This is a genomic window from Streptomyces spiralis, assembly GCF_014654675.1.
GTDB classification, from domain to species: Bacteria; Actinomycetota; Actinomycetes; order Streptomycetales; family Streptomycetaceae; genus Streptomyces; species Streptomyces spiralis.
Map to the genome: position 1 here is coordinate 25700 of NZ_BNBC01000046.1, position 13923 is coordinate 39622.

Annotated in this window: 10 protein-coding genes and 1 pseudogene; 8 read left to right on the top strand and 3 right to left on the bottom strand. The window is 69.6% G+C overall.

The genetic code is table 11. The features are described from left to right. Positions 1 to 129: 129 nt before the first annotated feature. From IE318_RS34660 to IE318_RS34690, 7 genes are all read left to right on the top strand, one after another. The gene (locus IE318_RS34660; RefSeq protein WP_189906749.1) at positions 130 to 1371 is read left to right on the top strand and encodes a sugar ABC transporter substrate-binding protein; all 1242 of its coding nucleotides are present in this window, start codon (positions 130 to 132) and stop codon (positions 1369 to 1371) included. A 20-nt stretch (positions 1372 to 1391) separates the two neighbouring features. Next, positions 1392 to 2375, top strand: coding sequence for a carbohydrate ABC transporter permease (locus IE318_RS34665; RefSeq protein WP_189906750.1), 984 nt, complete (start codon positions 1392 to 1394; stop codon positions 2373 to 2375). After that, a complete protein-coding gene (locus tag IE318_RS34670; RefSeq protein ID WP_189906752.1) occupies positions 2372 to 3196 on the top strand; it encodes a carbohydrate ABC transporter permease in 825 nt (274 codons plus the stop codon). The genes IE318_RS34665 and IE318_RS34670 overlap by 4 nt, the downstream gene beginning before the upstream one ends. A gap of 84 nt (positions 3197 to 3280) precedes the next feature. Continuing rightward, positions 3281 to 5017, top strand: coding sequence for an amylo-alpha-1,6-glucosidase (locus tag IE318_RS34675; RefSeq protein WP_189906754.1), 1737 nt, complete (start codon positions 3281 to 3283; stop codon positions 5015 to 5017). 165 nt (positions 5018 to 5182) lie between these two features. Then, positions 5183 to 6016 carry an SDR family NAD(P)-dependent oxidoreductase gene (locus tag IE318_RS34680; RefSeq protein WP_189906787.1) on the top strand — a complete coding sequence of 278 codons (834 nt, stop codon included), beginning with the start codon at positions 5183 to 5185 and terminating at the stop codon, positions 6014 to 6016. 23 nt (positions 6017 to 6039) lie between these two features. Continuing rightward, on the top strand, positions 6040 to 7626 hold the full coding sequence (locus IE318_RS34685) for a Na+/H+ antiporter (protein WP_189906756.1): 1587 nt from the start codon (positions 6040 to 6042) through the stop codon (positions 7624 to 7626). Between the two features lie 287 nt (positions 7627 to 7913). Continuing rightward, positions 7914 to 10532, top strand: a complete 2619-nt coding sequence (locus IE318_RS34690) for an alpha-L-arabinofuranosidase family protein (protein ID WP_189906758.1) — start codon at positions 7914 to 7916, stop codon at positions 10530 to 10532. A 205-nt stretch (positions 10533 to 10737) separates the two neighbouring features. Here IE318_RS34690 and IE318_RS34695 read toward each other — a convergent pair whose 3' ends face one another. After that, on the bottom strand, positions 10738 to 11907 hold the full coding sequence (locus IE318_RS34695) for an alpha/beta hydrolase family protein (RefSeq protein WP_189906760.1): 1170 nt from the start codon (positions 11905 to 11907) through the stop codon (positions 10738 to 10740). Positions 11908 to 12001: 94 nt separating this feature from the next. Here IE318_RS34695 and IE318_RS34700 point away from each other — a divergent pair, with 94 nt between their 5' ends. Then, the gene (locus tag IE318_RS34700; protein ID WP_030175072.1) at positions 12002 to 12616 is read left to right on the top strand and encodes a TetR/AcrR family transcriptional regulator; all 615 of its coding nucleotides are present in this window, start codon (positions 12002 to 12004) and stop codon (positions 12614 to 12616) included. A 176-nt stretch (positions 12617 to 12792) separates the two neighbouring features. On the opposite strand, the pseudogene IE318_RS34705 reads toward IE318_RS34700, so the two are convergent. Together IE318_RS34705 and IE318_RS34710 are read right to left on the bottom strand one after the other, a co-directional pair. Then, positions 12793 to 12965, bottom strand: a pseudogene (locus IE318_RS34705) (LLM class flavin-dependent oxidoreductase); the annotation flags it as partial. Further along, complete coding sequence (locus IE318_RS34710) at positions 12962 to 13876, bottom strand: LysR family transcriptional regulator (protein WP_229903938.1); 915 nt, start codon at positions 13874 to 13876, stop codon at positions 12962 to 12964. The gene IE318_RS34710 and the pseudogene IE318_RS34705, both read right to left, overlap by 4 nt. Positions 13877 to 13923: the final 47 nt, after the last annotated feature.

Below are 13923 nucleotides of genomic sequence, written 5' to 3' on the forward strand. Positions count from 1 at the left end.
CGTAGTTCACCGCACCGCACTCCACCTCACGGGACGCCCGAACCGCTCACCGTGCCGTTCGTCGTGCCCGCTTGTGCTCACCATCCCGTGCCTCGGCACCCGCATGCCCAGAACAAAGGAACCCTCGCGATGAACAGCACCTCCAGACGGCGCCGTCTGACCGCCGCAACCGTGACCGCTCTCGCCGTGGCCGTCTCCGCCTGCTCCACCGGCTCGGGCAGTACCGACACCAAGGGTGCCGGCGGCGGCACGTACACGATCTGGGACCCGTATCCACAGTTCGACAAGGGCTCGGACTGGGCGAAGCTGCTGGACCAGTGCGGCACCAAGGCCAAGGTGAAGGTCAAGCGGACCGCCTTCGACACCAGCGACCTGGGCAACAAGACGCTGCTGGCGGCGCAGCAGGGCAACTCGCCGGACGTCCTCATCGTCGACAACCCGGTGGTGTCGACCCTGGCCGAGGCGGGCGTGCTCACCACGACGGACGACAACAAGCTGGACACCTCGAAGGTGGACCCCAACCTGCTCGCGGCCGGCCAGTCGGGCGGCAAGATCTACGGCACGCCGATCGGCGCCAACACCCTGGCCCTCTACTACAACAAGGAGGTGCTGCAGAAGGCCGGCGTGGACATCGCCTCGGTCAAGGACTGGACGTCGCTGACGGCGGCGCTGGCCAAGGTCAAGAAGGCCGGCAAGAAGGGCATCACCTTCTCGGCGATCGGCACCGAGGAGGGCAGTTTCCAGTTCCTGCCCTGGTTCTGGGGTTCGGGCGCGAAGCTGACCGAACTCGACTCCGCCCAGGCCGTGTCGGCGCTCTCCCTGTGGAAGGACTGGCTGAAAAGCGGCTACGCCCCCAACTCGGTCCTCAACAACACCCAGACCACCAGCTGGCAGGAGTTCGCCGGCGGCGACTACGCCTTCGCGGAGAACGGCACCTGGCAGCTCGCCAACGCCAAGAAGGCCGGCTTCGATTACGGGGTGCTGCCCATCCCGGCCGACACGGGCGGCAACGCTGCAGCCCCGACCGGTGGCGAGTTCGTGACCGTCCCGGTCCAGAAGGACACCGGCCGCTACGCCACCGCTCAGAAGCTGGTGACCTGCCTGACCAGCGGCGACAACCTCTACAACACCGACACCACGCTGTCCTACGTGGCCCCCGACGGCGAGGTCCAGGACAAGCAGGTGGCCGCGAACGCCGACCTCAAGCCCTGGGTCGACGCGGTCAAGGCGGCCAAGGGCCGCACCAGTGACGACCTGGGCACCAAGTACCCCAAGATCTCAGAACAGATGTGGAAGGCCGTCCAGTCCGCCCTCAGCGGGTCCAAGTCGCCCAAGGACGCGCTGTCCGAGGCCCAGTCCGCCGCCAAGTGAGCCGACCACAAGGGTCGTTGATGAACCACACGACACAGCTCCCGGACCACCGATCCGAGGGCGTCCGGAACGGGGCGGCGGCCGCCACCCCGCACTCGGCCCGCAGCACGGAACGCCGCCGGCCCGCCTCCCCCCAGTGGGCCGCCTGGGCCTTCCTCACCCCGGTGACCCTCTACCTCCTCCTCTTCTACGCCTATCCGCTGTACCGCAACCTCGACCTGAGCCTGCGCGACTACACCGTGCGCTCCTTCGTCCAGGGCGACGCGCCGTTCACAGGCCTGGCGAACTACCGCGAGGTCTTCGCCGACCCGGTCTTCGCCCCGGCCCTGCTCCACACCGCGGTCTTCACCGCCGTGTGCCTGGTCTTCCAGTACGCCATCGGACTCGCCCTCGCGGTCTTCTTCCACCAGAACTTCCGGCTCTCGGCCACGCTCCGTGCCCTGTTCCTGGTGCCCTGGCTGCTGCCGCTGATCGTCTCGGCCTCCACCTGGTCGTGGATGCTGAACAGCGAGTCGGGCGTCGTCAACGCCGCCCTGCACGCCATCGGCATCGGGCCGGTGAACTGGCTGACCTCGCCGTCCTGGTCGCTGACCTCGGTGATCATCGCGAACATCTGGATCGGCGTCCCGTTCAACCTGGTCGTGCTCCACAGCGGCCTGCAGTCTATCCCCGCGAGCCTGTACGAGGCCGCCGCCATCGACGGGGCGAACGCCTGGCAGCGCTTCTGGCGCGTCACCTTCCCGCTGCTGCGTCCGGTGTCGGCGATCACTCTGCTCCTGGGACTGATCTACACGCTCAAGGTCTTCGACATCATCTGGATCATGACCAAGGGCGGCCCGGCGGACTCGTCCACCACCTTCGCCACCTGGTCCTACCGGCTCGGCTTCGGCAACCTCCTGCCGGCCTTCGGCCCCGGCGCGGCCGTCGGCAACCTGCTCGTGGTCGCCGCGCTGGTCTTCGGCCTGGTCTACGTCCGGGTCCAGAGAAAGCAGGCGCTGTCATGAGCCGAACCCGCAGGCATACCTGGGTGAAGACCACGACCGGAGTGCTGTTGACCGGGATCATGCTCTTCCCGGTGTACTGGATGGTCAACGTCTCCCTCACCCGCGACCGGGACATGCGCAAGAGCCCACCGGACCTGCTGCCGCTGCACGGCACCCTGACCGGCTACCACACCGTCCTCGACGAGCAGCTGCCCTACCTCGGCACCAGCCTCGTCATCGGCCTGGGCACCGTGGTCCTGACCGTCGCCCTGTCCGCACCCGCCGGCTACGCACTGGCCAAGCTGCGCCCGCGCGGCGGAGGCATCCTGGGCTTCGTGCTGCTGGCCGCCCAGATGATCCCCGGGATCATCATGGCGATGGGCTTCTACGCCATCTACCTCCGGCTCGGCCTCCTGCAGTCCGTCCCCGGGCTGATCGTCGCCGACTCCACCCTCGCCGTCCCCTTCGGCGTCCTGATCTTCACCGCGTTCATGTCCGGCATTCCCGGCGAACTGCTCCAGGCGGCGACGACCGACGGCGCCGGGCCGCTGCGCACCTTCTGGTCCATCGTCCTGCCCATCAGCCGCAACGCCGTGGTCACCGTGTCCCTGTTCGCGTTCCTGTGGTCCTGGTCCGACTTCGTCTTCGCCGGCACCCTCGTCAACGGCGGCGCCCACGAGCCGATCACCCTCGGCATCTACCACTACATCGGCAACAACAACCAGCAGTGGAACGCCATCATGGCCACCGCCGTGGTCGCCTCCCTGCCGGCCGCGGTCATCCTCGTCCTGGCCCAGCGCTATGTCGCCGCGGGTGTGACCGCCGGTGCGGTCAAGGACTGAGTTCCCCCTCAACCACGGCACGACGGCTGACCCGACGGCGCGTCAGCCGACCGTTGCCCCTGCTCCAGAAACGAGTCACGCCCCATGACCGCCGCCCGATCCGGCCCGGCCTTCTCCGTCCATGACATCCCGTTCAGCACGTTCGGATCCTGGTTCGACATCTCGCCCGTGATCGCGGAGAAGACCTACGCAGAGGACCTCCACCTCGTCTCGCACCAGAACGGCATGCACGGCGTCCTGCGCCTGGTCCCCCTGAACACGGCGACGGGCGACCGCGCCGAGGGCCGTGTCGAGGCGACACCTGGCCTGCTCAGCTGGATCGGCGAGAACGGGCGCGTCGACCTCGCCTACGAGTCTCCCGACACCGTACGGCTGTGGGGGAGCGGCCTGGGCTTCGGCGTCTTCGCCGCCGCACAGACCCTGACCCCCTTCAGCGGAACGTACTTCTTCCACGACCCGGCGGCGGACGCGTACGTCTTCACGTCGTACGAGACCGGACGCCGTTACCGCGTCTCCGTGCTCTCGGGCACCCGCGCCGAGGTGGCCGGAGAGCAGGCCCTGGGCGGCGCCGACCGCGGTCTCGCCGTGACCGGGGACGCGGACGGGGTGTGGGAGATCGCGATCGAGGAACTCGACACCGCCCGCCCGCCGTACACCTCCTCGGCGGCTTTCGAGGCCGTCGCGGAGTCCGCGCGGCGGGAGTTCGCGGACTTCGTCGAAGCGGTGGCCCCCTGGCGGTCGGCCGCCACCCCGGCCGCCGAACTCGCCGCCTACGTGGTCTGGTCGGCCACCGTGCGGCCGACGGGCCTGCTCTCCCGGCCCGGCGTGCTGATGTCCAAGCACTGGATGGACAAGGTCTGGAGCTGGGACCACTGTTTCAACGCTCTTGCGCTGGCTCCCGGTTGCCCGGAACTGGGCTGGGACCAGTTCCACCTCCCCTTCGACCACCAGGACGCGGCAGGCGCGCTGCCCGACTCCGTCACCCACTCCGAGGTCCTGCACAATTTCGTCAAGCCGCCCATCCACGGCTGGGCCTTCGGTCACCTGCGCCGCCGGTTGCCGACACCTCCCGGCCAGACCGAACTGGTCGAGACCTACGACCGGTTGGAGCGCTGGACCGACTTCTGGCTCACGGCGAGACGGGCCCCCGGGGATGCACTGCCCTACTACCAGCACGGCAACGACAGCGGTTGGGACAACGCCACCACCTTCGATCCCGAGCGGGTGGTCGTCACCGCCGACCTGGCCGCCTTCCTCATACTCCAGCTGCACGAACTTGCCGCTCTCGCCACGGAGTTGGGTCGCCCGGACGACGCGGACCGGTGGACGCGCACGGCCGCGGAGATACAGACGGCGCTGTTCGAGGAGCTCTGGACCGGCGACAGGTTCGTCGCCCGCGGGGCCGCCGGCGGGACCACTTGGAGCAGCGCCAGTCTCCTGGACCTGATGCCCGTCGTGCTGGGCGAACACCTGCCCGACGAGGTCGGCGGCGCGCTGGCCGACCACATCAAGGCCCACCTCACCCCGTACGGTCTCGCCACCGAACTGACCACCTCACCGCACTACCTCGCCGACGGCTACTGGCGCGGTCCGATCTGGGCCCCCGCCACCGTCCTCGTCGAGGACGGCCTGCGCCGCGCCGGCCACACCCGACTGGCCGACGACATCAGCGCCCGCTTCCGCGCCCTGTGCGAGACCCACGGCTTCGCCGAGAACTTCGACGCCCTGACCGGAACGGGCCTGCGCGACCGCGCCTACACCTGGACCGCCAGCAGCTACCTCCTCCTCGCGGAGGCGCACGCCCACCGGGAGAGCCACTGACCGGGGAGAGTGCCGGCGACGAGCGGGATCGGTGATCTTTGATGTACATCGCGGCGTCCGGTTCGAGGCGGTCGACGACACCCGGTGAAGGAATGCGCGGAGGCGGTCTTGGACTACCTGGTGCAAGCTTCGAAGAGCAGGCGGCATGACCTGTGAAGGGTGATCATGAGTGTGAGGGATCCGAACGCCGGCCACGCGGAACCCGCGGATCAGGGCGCTACGGCCGCGGGCGCCGGCGTCGCCCATGGCGATGCGCCATTGGCCGGATGTGCGGCGCTGGTGACCGGCGCGTCCAGCGGTATCGGCGCGGCCACCGCTTTGTCGCTTGCGCGTCAGGGCGCCGCCGTGGCGGTGGTCGCCCGCCGTACGGGGCGGCTGGAGGACCTGGCCGCGGTGATCCGTGACGGGGGTGGCTCGTGCAGCGTTCTCACCGCTGACCTCGAAGACGCGGCGCAGGCTCGTCGGACCGTCGAAGAGGCCGTGGCTTGCTTCGCACGGTTGGACGTGCTCGTGAACAACGCCGGTTACGTGGCCATGGGCACCATCGGGGAGGGCGACGCGGCGGAGTGGGAGCGGATGGTCGATCTCAACTTCAACGCCGTCCTGCACCTGTCGCAGGCGGCGTTGCCCCATTTGCTCCGCGCGGCGGCGAACGGGCCGCGCGGGGTCGCTGATCTTGTGAACGTCAGCTCGGTCGGGGGCCGGGTGGTGCGCAGGAACAACGGTGTCTACTCGGCGACCAAGCACGCGGTGGGCGCGCTCAGCGAGGCCCTGCGTCAGGAGGTGACGGGAAGGGGCATCCGGGTGGGGCTGATCGAGCCGGGCATGACGGTGACGGAGATGGCGACCGGCCCCGGGGCCGCTGCCGCCCGTGGTGTACCGCAGGACGCTTGGCTGCGCGCCGAAGACATCGCCCGCGCCATCACCTTCGTGATCACGCAGCCCCCGCATGTAGCGGTCAATGAGATCATGGTCCGTCCCACGGCCCAGGAACACTGACCGTCGACCCAGTGGGAAGCTCGATGACCGGTCTGACCGTTGTTCTGCTGCTCGTGGTCCTGGCCACGGCGGTGGCGACCGGTGCCCGGCGCTGGAGCCTGCCCGCTCCGTCACTCCTCGTGATCGCCGGCCTCGTCGTGGGGCTGATGCCGTGGGTTCCCGAGGTGCGTCTGCCGCCTCAAGTGATCAGCGTGCTGGTGCTGCCTCCCCTGCTCTACGCCTCGGCCGGGGAAATCTCTGTCCGCGACCTGCGCGCCGTGTGGAGGCCGGTGAGCGCACTGGTCTTCGGTCTGGTCGTCGTCTCGGCCCTTGCCATCGGGTACATGGCCGCCGCGATCACCCCGCTCACCGCCGCGACCGCGCTTATTCTCGGGTCTGCACTGGCCAGCACCGACCCCGTGGCCGTCACCGCGCTCGGCCGACGTCTGTCCCTCCCACCGCGCGTGCAGGCCCTGGTGCAGGCGGAAAGCCTGTTCAACGACGCCACCTCGCTGGTCCTGTACAAGGTCGCCGTGGTGACCGCGGTGACCGGCAGCGCCATCAGCGTGTCCGGGACCGCCCTGGAGTTCCTGATTCTCGCGGGCGGAGGAGCCCTCGTGGGTGCGGCGGTCGCCGCGGTGGTGACCCTGATCCGCAGGCGGACCGACGACCCCATGCTGGAGACCGTCATCGCGCTGGTCACTCCCTACGCCTCCTACGTCATCGCGGAGCAGTCGCGCACCTCCGGCGTGACCGCCGTCATCGTGTCCGGGGTCGTCCTCGGCAGCACCGGCCACAAACTCGGCAACGCCTCCGTCCGCCTCCAGGTCCACGCCGTCTACGACACCGTCACCTTCCTGCTGGAGAGCGTCGTCTTCGCACTGATCGGCCTCGAGCTTCCCTCGGTCGTCCGCCATCTCGCGCGCGACGAGCACGGCTGGCCGCTGTGGGTGCCGTTGATCGCCTTCGCTCTGCTGGCGATCCGCCTGCTGTGGATCTTCCCGCTGTCCGCCCTGATCCATCACCGGCACAGGATCGGCGACAACCGGCTCTCCTGGCGCGTTCCGGCCGTCCTGTCCTGGGCGGGCACCCGCGGTGTGATGCCGCTGGCGGCCGCGCTCTCCATCCCCCTGGTCACCCACACCGGGGCGCCGCTGCCGCACCGGGCGCTCATTCTCATGCTCACCACCGGGACCGTCGCGCTGACTCTCGTCTTCCAGGGGTTCACCCTGGCCCCTGTCGTCCGCCGCTCCGGTATCGCTCTGGAACCGGAGCACACCGCTCGCGAGGAGGCGCGGACCCGCCGACGCATCGCCCACGCCGCACTCGCAGAGCTGGAGCAGCTCGGCGATCTGGATGAACTCGCCGATCTGGGTGCCGCCGCGCAGGCCGCATTGAAACAGGCCCGTCGTCATTTGGAAGCGCGCATCCACCAGGTGGAAGACGCCCACTACAGCGACCCGGACGCCCGGCCTGCCGACGCCTACCGCGAGATTCGCCGGACACTCATCGCCATCGAGGCGGCCGAGCTCCAGCACCTCTACGAAGCGAACAAGATCAGCAACGCCACCCGGCGCCGGATCCAGCACGAACTCGACCTCGAAGAAGCCAGCCTCCGCCCGCGCGACTGACTGCCGGCGCTCAGGTTGCGTGCAAGGGGGCGGTGTACGGGTTCAAGCTGATCCGGGGTTTCATGGCGCTCTCCCGGACGCGGACGGCGCTGGGCCGGTTCCTGTGTCTCGAAAAGCATTGCCGTACGAGGGGTGTTGACGGGACTCGCGGACACCCTAAGATCCCTGCTGCTCGAAGTACCGATCAGTGTACGGAATACCGAACGAGGTCGGTCGGCAGCTTCCGCAGGGCTGCCCTGCTCCGGCCGCTACGCAACGCAACGGTCTGTCACAAGGGAATGAGCCGCATGCCTTCAGAAGCCGGAGTGCCGCGCAGAACCGTCCTCACCGTCCTGGGAGCCGCCTCGCTCGCCGGGACCTTCGCCACCGCCGCTCCCGCCGGAGCCGCCGAACTCGCCGGCACAACCGCGAGCGCCGCTGCCGCGGACCTCCCCGCCGCAGCCGCCCACTGGACCTTCGACGAAGGATCCGGCACCGTGGCCGCCGACTCCTCCGGCAACGGTCGTACCGCGACGCTCCAGGGCGCGGCCGGCTGGGACACCGGCAAGGCCGGAACCCACAGCCTGAATCTCAAGGCGGGCGGCAACGCCACGGCGTCCGGGCCGGCCCTCGACACCTCCAAGGCGTTCTCGGTGGGCGTCTGGGTCAACCTCGCTCAACTCGGCGGCTACCAGACCGCCGTCAGCATCGACGGCAAGGTCGTCAGCGCCTTCTACCTGGGGCTGCGCGACGACACCGGCACGTTCGCCTTCGCCCGGCTGGGCTCGGACGCCACCCAGAATGCCGCGGTGGCGGCCGCCGCCTCAGCGCCCACCACCGACACGTGGACCCACCTGGTCGGCGTCAGCGACCCGACCGCCGGCGTCATCCGCCTGTACGTCAACGGCGTGCTGGAGGGGGAGACCGCCTACACCGCGGGCTGGGCCGGCAGCGGCGACACCGCCATCGGCCGTGCGCTCTACGGCGGCGGGCACGTGGACCAGTGGCACGGCCTGATCGACGACGTGTGGATGTTCCCGACCGCCCTCACGTCCGACCAGGTCGCGGCGCTGGCCGGGGTTCCGGTGGAAACCACGACGCCGCTGCTGAGCGTGGACGTCGCCAGCCCCGCGCACGCCGTGTCCCCCATACTCCCCGGCTTGATGTTCGAGGACATCAACCACTCCGGCGAGGGCGGCATCTACGCCGAACTGGTGCAGAACCGCTCGATGATGGCCGACGACACCACCCCCGTCCACTGGTCCGCCGTCGGCGGAACGACACTCGCACTCGACACCGCCACCCCGCTCAACGCCGCGCTCAACCGTTCCCTCAAGGTCGCACTGCCGGGCAGCACCGGGGCCGGAAACCGGGCCGGCGTCGCCAACGACGGCTTCTGGGGCATACCCGTGCGGCCTGCAGCCACCTATACCGCCCGGTTGTTCGCCAAGGCCTCCCGACGCATCGGCCCGCTCACGGTGGCCATCGAGTCGGCGGACGGCGCGACGGTGTACGCGTCCGCCCACGTGCCCCACATCGGCACCGCCTTCCCCGGCCGCCCGTTCGAGCTGACCCTGCGCACCGGTTCGCGCACCCCCGTGGCCGGTGACGCGAGGCTGACCGTCACCACGGCCGACCCCGCCGCCGCGGGCGAGACCCTGTGGCTCCAGCACGTGTCCCTCTTCCCGCCCACCTACAACAACCGGCCCAATGGCCTGCGCATCGACCTGATGGAGAAACTGGTCGCCCTGAAGCCGAAGTTCCTGCGCTTCCCCGGCGGAAACTTCCTCGAAGGCAACACCATTGCGACACGGTTCAACTGGAAGAACACCGTCGGTCCGGTCTGGGAACGCCCTGGCCACATGGACGACGCCTGGGGCTACTGGTCCACGGACGGTCTCGGACTCCTCGAATACCTGGAATGGGTCGAGGACCTGCACGCCCAGCCGGTCCTCGCCGTGTACGCCGGCTACGCGCTCAAGGGCGAACACGTCACCGGCGACGCCCTCAAGCCGTTCGTCCAGGACGCGCTCGACGAGATCGAGTACGTCACCGGTCCCGTCACCAGCACCTGGGGCGCCCGACGTGCCGCCGACGGACATCCGGCGCCGTTCCCGCTGGAGTACGTGGAGATCGGCAACGAGGACTGGTTCGACTCCTCGGGGTCGTACGACGAGCGGTTCGCGGCCTTCCACGACGCGATCAAGGCGAAGTACCCGCATCTGAAGCTGATCGCCACGACGTCCGTGACGAGCCGCACGCCGGACCTCATCGACGAGCACTACTACCTCGCGCCGTCCGCCGCCCAGGCCTCCACCCACAAGTACGACAACCGGGACCGTAATTCGACGAAGGTGTTCGTCGGAGAATGGGCCGCGCAGGAGGGCCGCCCCACACCCGACCTCGACGCGGCGCTCGGCGACGCCGCTTGGCTGGCCGGCCTGATCCGCAACTCCGACCAGGTCCTCATGGAGTGCTACGCGCCGCTCTTCTCGCACGTCAAGAACAACGTCTGGGCCACCAACCTGATCGCCTACGACAACCTCACCAGCTACGTGTCGCCCAGCTACTGGGCTCAGCACATGCTGACGAGCAGGCTCGGCAACACGGTGCTTCCGGCCACCGCACGCGCCCTGCCCGGCCTCGCCACCGTGGCCACCCGTTCCGGGAAGCGGCTCTATGTCGCGATCGTCAACTGCGGCACCGAGAAGGTGAAGGTGCCCGTCGAGCTGAAGGGACTGGCCAGCGGGGTCAAGAGACAAGCCACCGCGACGGTCCTGACCGGCTCTTCGCGCGCGACCACCAACACGCTGACCGCCCCCGACACGTTGGTGCCCAGGACGAGCGCCGTGACCGGTGCGGCAGCGTCCTTCACGAGCACCGTGCCACCTCTCTCCGTCACCGTACTGGAGCTCGTCCTGACCTGATCGGTCACTGCCCGACGCCCCTGTTTCTCGGCGCCCCCGGTTTCGGGAACAAGGGCTCGCCCTGTGCCACCTCGACCGTATCGTCAGCCGTCAACTCCCCCTCGGACACAGAGTTGCCCCACGGCGCCCCGTTTCCGGACAGGCGTGATCGACACCCGCTTCCGGCTCCCGGCCGGTGGCACGACCTGCGGGCCGACCTGCGAGGTCAGCGGGCGAGCAGGGTGTCGAGCCAGTCGAAGGTGCGCTGGTGGAACAGGGAGAGTGCCCCCTCGTGGCAGTGCTCGCCGGCGCCTTCGTCCTCACGGAAGAGGATCAGTTCCTTCTGGCAGGTCAGCTCGCCGAGCAGACGCTGCGGCTGCCCCTTGAAGAACGCGTCGTTCTCGGCGTCGAGGACGAGTGTCGGGCAGGTGATGCGGTCGGCGATACCCGCCAGGGTGTACGACTGGGCTGCCTCGACCAGCTCATCGAAGTCGGACACACCGAAGGTCCACCGGCCGTTGCGCACAATCCATCGCACCATGGTGTTCTGCGCCATCAGTGCCTCGATACCGCCGGGCGTCGTGGCGGCTCGGCCGGCGGTCGCGGCGGCGACTTCGTGGAAGTCGTCGACGCCGTCGTGCAGCACCAACGCGGCGAGGCGGTGCTCGAAGGCGGCCGCCCTCGCGGCGAGGTAGCCGCCGAGACTCGTGCCGACCAGCACGAGTCGTTCGGCATCCACCTCGGGCACGGTGAACGCGAAGTCGACGACCGGAGTGACCACGGCCTCCCAGTCCGGCCGGAAGTGCAGGCCCTGTTCGCGGACGGTGCTGCCCTGACCGGGACCGTCGAACGCGATGACGTCGTAGCCGCGCCGCAGCGCGCCTGCGGCCAGTGCCAGGTAGTTCTCCTCGAGGGTGGAGTCGTATCCGCCGTGGTAGAGCACGGTCGGGCGCGGGGTGCCCGAATCGTCGGCGAGGAACAGGTAGCCGGGAAGCGTGGTGTCCTCGTACGGGATGCGCAGGGCGCGGGCCGGAGTGTCGAGCAGGGCGGCCGCGTCGGCGAATGTCTGCTGGGATGCCTTGGCCAGCCGCGCCGACTCGGTGTCGGCGGCGGGATTCTCGCGGCGGTAGAAGTCGGCGGTCCGGTAGTAGTTGGACGCGCGCAGCAGCGCCTCGCGGGCGCTGACCCGGTGACCGGCGGCCAGCGCGTTGCGGCCGATGCGCTCGATGCGCGCCGCCGTCGCGGCCCACTGGGCCGACCAGGCCTCCTCGTCCCCCTCCGGGATCTGCCGGCAGGTGACCAGGACCTCGCCCAGGTCGGCGCCGCTGTAGGCGGCGTAGCCCGCGGCGCGCAGTGCCTCGAAGGAGAAGGACTCGTCGTCGTAGAGGAACTTCATTCTCACTCCCTCGTGGAACGGAACGGTAACGTTCCATTGCGTTCTCAGGCTAGCACATATGGAACGGGGCCGTTCCGTTCGTTATGCTCGGACCGTGGCAGCAGAGCAAAAGGAGACCAGGCCGGCGACCGGCGGGGCGGTCCTGCGGCAGCGGGTGACCGACGCGATCACCGAGGCAGCCTTCACCGAACTCGCCGAAGTCGGGTATGCACGGCTGTCGATGGAGGCGGTGGCCCGGCGCGCCGGCGTGGGCAAGGCCGCGCTCTACCGGCGCTGGCCCTCGAAGCAGGCGATGATCACCGAGTTGATCCACGACAAGGTCACCGACACACTCCCGCACACGCCGGCCACCGGCGACTTGTACACCGACCTCCGCGAACTGCTCGCGACCTTCCGCAGCCAACTGGCCAATCCGCTCCTGGCCCGGATCGGGACGGAACTGCTCGCCGAGTCCCGCCGCGACAGCGCCCTCGCGGAGATGCTCCACACGGCAGTGGCCGCCCCGCGGCGGCTGGCAGCACGCGCGATACTGCAGGGCGCGATCGACCACGGCGAACTTCCACCCACGGTGGATCTGGAACTCGGCACCGACCTGCTCATCGCCCCTCTCGTTTTCCGCATGCTGCTCATGCAGGACCGCAGCGACGACGACTACCTGGAAACACTGACCACCGCCACGGCGGCAGCACTGAAGGCAGCCGTCCGCTAGCCGCGATCATCAACATGGTGGTCCGCCGACGGGTCGGCGGTTTCACCGCAGGGCAGCGAGGTTCCAGGAGCGGGGCTTTGCCCGTCAGGACGAGCATGGGTATCCAGGCCGGCGCCCGACCGTTCTTGCGGGGTGCGCGTCGCTGCCTGAACCTCAGCCCTCCGACGCCGTGTACACGTGCGGGACGACGGCACGAACGGCGGGTTGTGGTGCTCGCCGGTGGCGAAGACGTCGAGGCCGGCCTCCTCGGCCTTCTGGGCGATGGCGACCATGGCCTTGATCCGCTCGTGCTCGGTCGGGACCGCCCTGTGGTGGGTTCCGGTGTGACGTCGCCGACGCTTGCCGTCAGGTGATGTGGCGCAGCAGCGCGGCGACCGCCGGGGGTGCTTCGCCGGGAGGCCGTACCACCATGATCTTCCAGCTCGGTGCGTGTCGGTCGAACCGGTACTGGGGCAGATCGGGGAAGCGGTCCGCGATCGACTTGGGCATGATGCAGACGCCCAGGTCGCCCCGGACCAGTTCGGCCGCCGCGCCGATGTCGTTGACCTCGAACGTCGTGCTGCGGTCGATGCCCGCGGCGCGGAAGGCCCTGTCGACCGCGTAGCGGATGGCCCAGCCGGGTGTGAAGTCCACCAGGGGCAACTGGGCGATGTCGGCGAGCCGGACCTCGCCGTTCGGTGTGGCCCCGGCGAGTACCCGCCGGGGCGCCGCCAGCAGCACCATGTCCTCGCGGGACAGCAGCCGGGTCGCGAGCCCGCGCTGCTGCTGGCGGTCCAGCGCGACCACGGCCAGGTCCACCGTGCCGTCGCGCAGTGCCTGCCGGATGTCGGCGACGGCCGCCTGTCGCAGGTGCACGACCACGCCCGGATGCTCCGCACGCAGCGCGGCCAGGGCGTGGTGGAGCCCCGCCCACACCCCCTGCATCGTGCCGACCGTCACCCGCCCGCGCAGCTGCCCCCGTACGGCATCGACGGCCTCCCGTGCCAGCTCGGCGGCCCGGAGCGTCGCGCGTGCGGCGGGGACGAACGCCTCGCCGGCCGGGGTGAGGGCGACGCGGTGCGTGGTGCGGTCGAACAACGGGGTGCCCAGTTCGCGTTCGAGGGCGCGGACCGTGCTGGACACCGCGGACTGGACCACGTGCAGCCGCCGTGCCGCCGCCGTGAAACCGCCCGTGTCGGCCACCGCGACGACGACCTCCATCTGCCGCAGATCCATCATCCGCTCCCGGTCAAGCAGCGCCGGCTTCGATCTTCGCTGCATCGTATGCGTTCGGTAGGGCTCACATCGGCGGGGACAGTGGCTGGAGG

What these genes read in the sequence shown, in the direction of transcription:
- IE318_RS34710 (WP_229903938.1), bottom strand. Translation starts at nt 13,876, where the DNA reads ATGCAGCGAAGATCGAAGCCGGCGCTGCTTGACCGGGAGCGGATGATG.
- IE318_RS34660 (WP_189906749.1), top strand. Translation starts at nt 130, where the DNA reads ATGAACAGCACCTCCAGACGGCGCCGTCTGACCGCCGCAACCGTGACC.
- IE318_RS34675 (WP_189906754.1), top strand. Translation starts at nt 3,281, where the DNA reads ATGACCGCCGCCCGATCCGGCCCGGCCTTCTCCGTCCATGACATCCCG.
- IE318_RS34670 (WP_189906752.1), top strand. Translation starts at nt 2,372, where the DNA reads ATGAGCCGAACCCGCAGGCATACCTGGGTGAAGACCACGACCGGAGTG.
- IE318_RS34665 (WP_189906750.1), top strand. Translation starts at nt 1,392, where the DNA reads ATGAACCACACGACACAGCTCCCGGACCACCGATCCGAGGGCGTCCGG.
- IE318_RS34680 (WP_189906787.1), top strand. Translation starts at nt 5,183, where the DNA reads ATGAGTGTGAGGGATCCGAACGCCGGCCACGCGGAACCCGCGGATCAG.
- IE318_RS34690 (WP_189906758.1), top strand. Translation starts at nt 7,914, where the DNA reads ATGCCTTCAGAAGCCGGAGTGCCGCGCAGAACCGTCCTCACCGTCCTG.
- IE318_RS34695 (WP_189906760.1), bottom strand. Translation starts at nt 11,907, where the DNA reads ATGAAGTTCCTCTACGACGACGAGTCCTTCTCCTTCGAGGCACTGCGC.
- IE318_RS34685 (WP_189906756.1), top strand. Translation starts at nt 6,040, where the DNA reads ATGACCGGTCTGACCGTTGTTCTGCTGCTCGTGGTCCTGGCCACGGCG.